The organism is Microbacterium sp. ISL-103 (assembly GCF_018613995.1).
GTDB lineage: Bacteria > Actinomycetota > Actinomycetes > Actinomycetales > Microbacteriaceae > Microbacterium.
The window spans coordinates 1-7,552 of the sequence record NZ_JAGGPD010000399.1 but is presented as its reverse complement, the minus strand read 5'-3'; the positions used below and the strand labels follow the sequence as shown (position 1 = coordinate 7,552).

The window sequence follows — 7,552 nt, the reverse complement described above, 5'->3', positions numbered from 1 at the left end:
GAGGGCACCATGTCGAACATCGACGCTTTCGCCAACAGCTTCCCGCCGGACATGCCCGGCATCCCCCGAGTGGACGAATTCTCGGAGGGCACGTTCCCCACCGACACCGGTCAGCCCGAGACGCAGGGCGAGGAGGCCCTCGAGGCCGAGCTCGGCGACGACGGACAGGGCGACCTGGCTCCGGAAGGCGAAGGCCCGCAGCACAGCGGCGACGCGCCGCAGGACCTGCGGGACGGCACCGAGTGAGCGGTGACGGCCGGGGTGTGGACGGCGCGGAGCCCTCGGAGGAGGGCCTCGCGGCGCTGATCGACGGGCGCGACGCCGACGATCCCGACCAGGTCGGAGAGACCCCCGCGGGCAACGCGGGCGCGGATTCCGGCGGGTCAGGGCCCGTCCGGGTCGACCCCTCGTCGGAGTCGTCGGTGCAGGACGAGTCCGTTCACAACGACGAGCCGGGTGTCGGAACGCGTCGATCGGCAGAGTGAGTCACGGGCTGCCTTTCCCTGCGTGCGGCCGCAGTCGTAGGCTGTGCCGGTGACGGATGCATCGGATGACGGACCCTTCTTCCACGGCACCAAGGCAGACCTGCATCCCGGCGATCTGCTGACCGCGGGATTCCCGTCGAACTACCGCCCCGAGATCGTGATGAACCACATCTACTTCACGGCGGTGGCCGACGGCGCGGGCCTGGCTGCAGAGCTCGCCCCGGGCGATCGCGAGCCGCGCGTGTACGAGGTCGAGCCCACGGGTGGCTTCGAGGACGACCCCAACGTCACCGACAAGAAGTTCCCCGGCAACCCGACGCGGTCATATCGCAGCAGCGCGCCACTGCGCGTCGTCCGCGAGGTGCTCGACTGGACGCGCCTGTCACCTCAGGCGCTCGCCGACTGGCGGGAGCGGCTCGTCGCTCTGCACGCCGACGAGCGCGCCGAGATCATCAACTGAGTCAGCGGGCGATCCGACGGGCGAGCGAGGCGAGTACGCGGTCGATGCCGACGAACACGAAGCCCACGGCGATGAGTGCCACCGACAGCGCCACGATCCACTGGGTCACACCCGCGATCCCGAGCGCGTCGACGTCCATGAACGGATACGGATACGTCTGACCGGGCGTGAACTCGCCGCCGAGGGCTCCGTAGGCGAAGGCCCAGACGAGGTACGCGTAGGGGATGAGCGTCCACACGAACGGGTCGACCCACCGGAACGCCCCCTTGGGGACGAACAGCAGCCAGTCGACGATCATCAGCACGGGCGTGACGATGTGGATCAGGTTGTCGGTGAGCGAGAAGATGTCGGAGTCGCCGTCGGCGAACCTCGTCGGCACCAGGACGACCAGGTCGATCAGCATCGTGACGGTGATCGCCATCATCACGGCGCCGCTCCATCGGGCACTCGGCGTCGACGTGTCGGAGGGGCCCATGCGAACCAGGTCCCGACCGGTGCGGACGATGAGCAGCAGCATCCACACGGGACTGAGCAGGTTGCTGACCATCGTGTAGACGGGCAGGGTCGTCCATGCGGGCTGGCCGGTCAGCACATCGGAGTGGCGGATGACACCGGTGAGGATGAGCGTGAGCGCGATGACCCGGTAGCCCAGTGCGACCGGTCGGGAGTTCACCGCGGCGTGCGCGAACAGCGATGTGCGGGGGCTCTCAGGCATCGGGAGCTCGGAAGCCGCGGACGGAGATACGACGGCTTTCGACATACTTCGAGGCTACGCGTCTTGCGGCGGCATCCGCGCCGTCATCAGTGCCGGGTCAGCGCCGGACCGGGTCGGAATCGCCGTCGAGGAACCGCTCGAGATCACGCAGGGTCGGAGCGGCCTCCCAGTCGCCGGGAACGAGGCAGGCCATCGCCCCGCAGGCGTTCGCGCGCCGCAGCACGGCGTCGAGGTCGAGTTCGTCGAGAAGCGCGCTCAGGTACCCGGCGACGAAGGCATCGCCGGCGCCGACGGTGTCGACGGGGTCGATCGAGAATCCCGCCGCCTCGACGACGGAATCGTCGAGGAACACCGAGGCGCCCTCAGAGCCCCGCTTCAGCACGGTCGTCGCGCATCCGGCATCCCGCAATCGTGCCGCAGCGTTCTCTTCGGACGCCTGCGGATACAGGATCGCGAACTCCTCGGAGCCGCCGAAGACGATGTCGGCACGCTCGGCGAGTTCGCGCAGCACCGGTCCAGCGATCTCGGGCGCTGCGAGCGCCGATCGGTAGTTGATGTCGAAGCTCACTGTCGTCCCGGCTGCGCGAGCGCGGTCGATCGCCGTATGCAGAACGGCGCGCGCAGAAGCCGAGAGCAGAGGAGTGATGCCGGTGATGTGCAGCAGCGCGGCGTCTTCGACCCAGCCGTCCGGCAGATCCTCCGGACGCAGCCTGGACCCGGCCGACGCCGCACGGTAGTAGTGCACGGCGGTGGATGCGGCGGACGGCCGCTCCTTCACCATCAGGCCAGTCGCGGCATCCGGGTCGACTATCGCGTGCACCTCGACGCCGTCACCGCGGATCTCGCGGGCGACGCGCTCGCCGAGGGAGTCGTCTCCGACGCGTCCGAGCCACGAGGTCCGGACGCCGAGGCGGGCGAGCCCGATCGCGACGTTGCTCTCGGCGCCGCCGATGCCGAAGGCGAGCGAGTTCGCATGCCGCAGCGAGCCGATCTCGGTCGTGCGCACGAGCGCCATGGTCTCGCCGAGGGTGACGACAGACGGCGATGAAGCGGTCACTCGCCGCTCCGCGCGCAGACCTCGACGAAAGCGGCTGCGCGCTCGCGCAGGGCTGCCACGTCGCCGCCACTGAAGGCGTCGCCGAGCAGCGGGCCGCCCACGCTCACCGCGACCGCGCCGGCACTCAGCCAGGCTTCCGCTCCGGCGAGATCGACGCCGCCCGAGGGTACCGCGACCAGGTCGGGGAAGGGTCCGCGCAGATCCTTGAGGTAGGCGGGACCCACCTGTCCTGCCGGGAACACCTTCACCGCAGACGCACCCGCAGACCACGGGGCGAACAGCTCGGTGGGCGTGAGTCCGCCCGGAACGATCGGCACACCGGCATCCGTCGCCTGCGCGACGAAGTCGGTCGAGGTGATCGGGGTCACGATGTAGGCCGCACCCACCTCGATCGCCCGTGCCAGGTCGTCAGAGTTCGTGACGGTGCCGATGCCCAGGTCGATCGTGTCGCCGAAGCGCGCGAGCAGGTGCGGGAAGTGCGCGAATGTGCCCGGGGTCGTCAGCGTCAGCTCGACGCTGCGGATGCCGGCGTCGACGAGCACGTCGAGCACGGCGTCGTAGTCCTCTGCGCGCTTCGCCCTGGCCACGACGATCAGACGAGAGTCGACCGTGCGCTGCGGCAGGGCGACCCGTCGAGTCTCACCAGTCATGAACGGTCCCGTCGAGCAGACGGTTCACCGGCAGATACGCCTTGGTGTACTCGTGGCCGGCCGCGGCATCCTCATCGAGGTCGACGCCGAGTCCGGGCTTGTCGCCGGGGTGCAGGAAGCCCTTGTCGAACGTGAAGGAGGTCTGGAACACCTCGAGCGTCTGCGCGTTGTGCGGCATGTACTCCTGGATGCCGAAGTTGTGGATCGCGAGGTCGAGGTGCAGGGCTGCGGCCATGCCGACCGGGGAGATGTCGGTCGGGCCATGGATGCCCGACTTGATGCCGTAGATCGCTGCGAAGTCGAGCAGCTTCTTCATGGCCGTGATGCCGCCGGTGTGGGTGACGGCCGAGCGCACGTAGTCGATCAGGCGCTCGGTGATGAGGGTCTGGTAGTCGAACACCGAGTTGAAGACCTCGCCGATCGCGAGCGGCGTGGTCGAGTGCTGGCGCACGAGGCGCAGCGCGGTCTGGTCTTCACCGGGGGTGCAGTCCTCGAGCCAGAACAGGTCGTAGGGCTCGATGTCCTTCGCGAAGCGCGCGGCCTCGATCGGCGACATCCGGTGGTGTCCGTCGTGCAGGATGCGCAGGTCGGTGCCGAAGTCCTCGCGGATCTGCGAGAAGATCCCGGGCATGTGGTTGAGGTAGTTGCGGGTGTCCCACGTCTCTTCGCTGGGGCGATCACCCGAGCGCTTGGCGGGCTCGTAGTCGTAGCGCACGCCGGGGCCGGCGTTCGAGACGCCGTAGATCTGGCCGAGGCCGGGCACACCGGTCTGCACGCGCACGGCGGTGTAGCCGAGCTCCTCGTAGCCGGTGATGGCGTTCTTGAGCGCCGCGTAGTCGGTGCCCGACGCATGGGCGTAGACGCGGACGCCCTCGCGGCTGGCGCCGCCGAGCAGCTGGTACAAGGGCATCCCGGCCTTCTTGGCCTTGATGTCCCACAGAGCCATGTCGACTGCGGCGATGGCCGCCATCGTGACGGGTCCGCGGCGCCAGTACGGCCCGCGGTAGAGGTACTGCCAGGTGTCTTCGATCCTGTCCTCATCGCGGCCGACGAGCATCGAGGCGACGTGGTCGGAGAGGTACGAGGCGACGGCGAGCTCGCGCCCGTTGAGCGTGGCGTCGCCCAGGCCGACGATGCCGTCGGAGGTCGTGATCTTGAGCGTGACGAAGTTGCGTCCGGGGCTGGTGATGTTGACGTCGACGATCTCGATGGTCATGTCGTTCTCCTGATGTGCGGGGGCGAGGTGTGGGGTGCGGACGTTCGGGCGTCCGCACCCCTGGTCGTGATGTGCGGATCAGATCGCGTCGCGGGGGTCCGTCAGGTCGCGGCCTGCGACCTCGGGCATCCAGATCGAGGCGATCAGCGCGCTCAGCGTGAAGATGAACAGCATGATGATGATCGGGATGAACGAGCCCGTGACGGCCGACACCCACGCGGCGGCGATGACGGGGCCCGCACCGGTCGCGATGATGGCGGCGATCTCGCGAGCCATGGCTGTGAACGTGTAGCGGTTGCGCGCACCGAACAGCTCGGGCAGCGTGAGGTTCTCGAGCGACGCGAAGCTCATCACTGCGAGGTTGTGCAGCACGACGTAGCCGATGAATACCTGCAGCGTGACACCGCTGCTGATCATGAGCATCGTCGGGATGATGATGATGAGCGCGACGATCGACCAGATCATGTACATGCGCTTGCGGCCGAAGCGGTCACCGAGCCAGCCCGACAGCGGCACGGTGATGAAGGCGACGAGCGACGAGACGATCACGGCGTTGACGCCGATCGAGCGGTCGAGCAGCAGCACGACGGTGATGTAACTGATCAGGTAGGTCTGGATCATGCCCGAGTTGCCCGCCTGGCCGAAGCGCAGCAGCAGGGCGATCGAGAACGCCTTCCAGGGCTTGCGGTTCATCGCCTCGAGCGTGCGCACGTCGCCGGTCTCGGTGGCGAGCTGGATCGTCTCTTCACGCGAGAGCGCCTTGCCGTCGACGACGTCGTCGCGCTCCTCGAAGACCGGGGTCTCCTTGAGGTTGAAGCGCACCCAGATCGCGAAGAGCATGATGATCGCGCTGCCGATGAACGGGATGCGCCATGCCCAGTCGATGACTTCCTGTTCGCTGTACGCGACGAGGAGGATCGCCCAGATGCCGGATGCGAGCAGGGTTCCGCAGTTGGTGCCGAGCGCGACGAGCGAGGCGATGATGCCTCGGCGCTTCGCCGGTGCGTACTCGGCGAGCATGACGCCGGCGCCCGAGATCTCGGCACCCGCACCGAAGCCCTGAGCGATGCGCAGCAGCACGAGCAGGATCGGTGCGAGCACGCCCACCTGGTTGTACGTCGGCAGGAAGCCGATGAGGGTGGTCGCGAGACCCATCAGGAGGATCGTGTAGAACAGCACCTTCGTGCGGCCGGTCTTGTCACCGAGGCGTGCGAAGAAGAACGCTCCGACCGGGCGGGCGACGTAGCCGACGCCGTAGGTGGCCATCGCGGCGACGACCGCGACCGCCGGGTTCTCGGACGAGAAGAACAGGTCGGCGAAGACGAGCGCGGCGGCCAGCGAGTAGAGCTGGTAGTCCATGAACTCGAGTGCCGTGCCGAGCCATCCCGAGATGGCGGCGCGAACGAGGTCGCGTACCGACCTCTTCGCTGTGGGATCGGCGGCCGTGGCCGTCGTCTGCGGTTCGGACATGGGAGGTACTCCTTCGGACCAGGAACAGGGTGGGGTGATGAGGTGCGGCGGGGCCGCCGGGTGGGGGTGTCGCTAGAGGGACAGCAGGACCTTCGCCGAGGCCGACGAGTCGCGAGCGAGCTCGAAGGCCTGGACGGCGTCGGATGCCGGGAGGACGTGAGAGATGACGGAGTCGAGGGCGTCGGACTCGGCGAGCAGCGCGACCGCGTCGTCGATCTCGGTCGAGAAGCGGAAGGCGCCGCGGATCGTGAGCTCCTTGGCGAGCATCGGGGCGAGGTTCACTCCGATGTCGGCGTTGGGAAGCATCCCGACCTGAACGATGGTGCCGGCACGGCGGGCTGCACGCACCGCCTGTGTGAGCGCGACCCCGACTNNGCGAGACCTCGGTGGCGCCGAGTGCCTGCGCGCGGTCGAGGGGTTCGGAGCGCACGTCGCTTGCGCCCACGACCGATGCTCCGGCCTTGACCGCAGCGGCCACGACGAGCAGGCCGATGGGTCCGGCGCCGATCACGAGCACCCGCTTGTCGGTGATGTCACCGGCGAGGCCGACGGCGTGGATCGCGACGGCGAGCGGCTCGGCGAGGGCAGCACGCTCGAGTGGAAGAGATGGCGGCAGCACGCGGACCATGTGGTCTTCGACGATCAGCAACTCGGATGCTCCGCCCTGGCGGTGCGGGTTCGCCGCGGCGCTGCCGAAGTAGTCGCCGCCGGGGCGCAGGTGCGGATGAGCCTCGAGGCCGGTGACCTCGGGGCCGTAGCGCGCCGGGTGCACGGTGACGGGCGTGCCGGGGGCCAGGCGACCCGAGGGGTCGAGGTCGACGACACCGGAGAGCTCGTGACCGGGAGTCAGGGGCTCGCGGATCGTGTACTCGCCGTTGGCGCCGTGGAAGTAGTAGTGCAGGTCGGATCCGCAGATGCCGACGTAGTTCACGCGGAGGCGCACCTCGCCGTCGCCGGGGGTCGGAACCTCGCGGTCTTCCCAGCGGATGTCTTCTTTGCCGTGGATGGCGAGAGCCTTCATGGCTGCAGCTCCTCTGCGCTGATGAGTGATGATGTCGGTGTCTGGGATGCCGAGACGGCATCGGCGATCGCGGCATCGACGCCGCGTCGCCGGATGATGTCGACGAGCTCGCCGACGCGGGCGATGAACGCATCCTGAGATCCGAGTTCATCACCGAACAGGTGCAGCTCGCCGATCACGCGCTGTGCGAGCTCGCGGCCGCTGCGTGCGGTCGCCGCGAATCCGGCCAGGCGTTCACGGGCGCCGTCGGTCATCGCGGCGGCGTGCAGGCCGGGGTCGAATCCGGGCAGCGGCGCGATGCACGACAGGTATCCGGCGACCGTCAGGGCGATCAGGTGCGGCATCCCGCCGTCGCGCAGAACGAGAAGAGCGGGCTCGGGGATGCGCTGGCGCAGCTTGACCGAACCGTCGGTACCGACCTGGCTGGTGCGGTGCCCCAGTTCGCTGTTGGCCCAGCGCTCGAACAGCTCGCTCTCGT

8 protein-coding genes and 2 pseudogenes are annotated in these 7,552 nt (G+C 68.6%); 3 read left to right on the top strand and 7 right to left on the bottom strand.

The window, feature by feature from the left end:
• The 3 genes from J7E68_RS14435 to arr form a co-directional block, all read left to right on the top strand.
• On the top strand, positions 1 to 246 hold a 246-nt coding region (locus J7E68_RS14435), incomplete at its 5' end, for a hypothetical protein (protein ID WP_215173680.1).
• Positions 247 to 263: 17 nt separating this feature from the next.
• Complete coding sequence (locus tag J7E68_RS14430) at positions 264 to 485, top strand: hypothetical protein (protein WP_215173678.1); 222 nt, start codon at positions 264 to 266, stop codon at positions 483 to 485.
• Between the two features lie 49 nt (positions 486 to 534).
• On the top strand, positions 535 to 945 hold the full coding sequence (gene arr, locus J7E68_RS14425) for an NAD(+)--rifampin ADP-ribosyltransferase (RefSeq protein ID WP_215173676.1): 411 nt from the start codon (positions 535 to 537) through the stop codon (positions 943 to 945).
• A gap of 1 nt (position 946) precedes the next feature.
• On the opposite strand, the gene J7E68_RS14420 is transcribed toward arr, so the two are convergent.
• The 7 genes and pseudogenes from J7E68_RS14420 to J7E68_RS19915 form a co-directional block, all read right to left on the bottom strand.
• Positions 947 to 1,660, bottom strand: coding sequence for a Pr6Pr family membrane protein (locus J7E68_RS14420; protein WP_215173674.1), 714 nt, complete (start codon positions 1,658 to 1,660; stop codon positions 947 to 949).
• 97 nt (positions 1,661 to 1,757) lie between these two features.
• Entirely contained in the window at positions 1,758 to 2,717 is a 960-nt protein-coding gene (locus J7E68_RS14415; protein WP_215173672.1) for a sugar kinase, read from the bottom strand.
• The gene (locus J7E68_RS14410) at positions 2,714 to 3,367 is read right to left on the bottom strand and encodes a bifunctional 4-hydroxy-2-oxoglutarate aldolase/2-dehydro-3-deoxy-phosphogluconate aldolase (protein WP_215173670.1); all 654 of its coding nucleotides are present in this window, start codon (positions 3,365 to 3,367) and stop codon (positions 2,714 to 2,716) included. The genes J7E68_RS14415 and J7E68_RS14410 overlap by 4 nt, the downstream gene beginning before the upstream one ends.
• Positions 3,357 to 4,583 (bottom strand): D-mannonate dehydratase ManD, encoded by a 1,227-nt coding sequence (manD, locus tag J7E68_RS14405; RefSeq protein ID WP_056511436.1) that lies wholly within the window; start codon positions 4,581 to 4,583, stop codon positions 3,357 to 3,359. Before manD ends, J7E68_RS14410 begins: the two co-directional genes overlap by 11 nt.
• A gap of 78 nt (positions 4,584 to 4,661) precedes the next feature.
• The gene (locus tag J7E68_RS14400; RefSeq protein WP_215173668.1) at positions 4,662 to 6,053 is read right to left on the bottom strand and encodes an MFS transporter; all 1,392 of its coding nucleotides are present in this window, start codon (positions 6,051 to 6,053) and stop codon (positions 4,662 to 4,664) included.
• 72 nt (positions 6,054 to 6,125) lie between these two features.
• Positions 6,126 to 7,074: pseudogene (locus tag J7E68_RS14395) on the bottom strand (zinc-binding dehydrogenase).
• Positions 7,071 to 7,552 (bottom strand): annotated as a pseudogene (locus tag J7E68_RS19915) (mannitol dehydrogenase family protein); the annotation flags it as partial. The pseudogenes J7E68_RS14395 and J7E68_RS19915, both read right to left, overlap by 4 nt.

Coding starts and splice junctions, on each gene's coding strand:
- manD (WP_056511436.1), bottom strand. CDS start 4,583: ATGACCATCGAGATCGTCGACGTCAACATCACCAGCCCCGGACGCAAC.
- J7E68_RS14400 (WP_215173668.1), bottom strand. CDS start 6,053: ATGTCCGAACCGCAGACGACGGCCACGGCCGCCGATCCCACAGCGAAG.
- J7E68_RS14420 (WP_215173674.1), bottom strand. CDS start 1,660: ATGCCTGAGAGCCCCCGCACATCGCTGTTCGCGCACGCCGCGGTGAAC.
- J7E68_RS14410 (WP_215173670.1), bottom strand. CDS start 3,367: ATGACTGGTGAGACTCGACGGGTCGCCCTGCCGCAGCGCACGGTCGAC.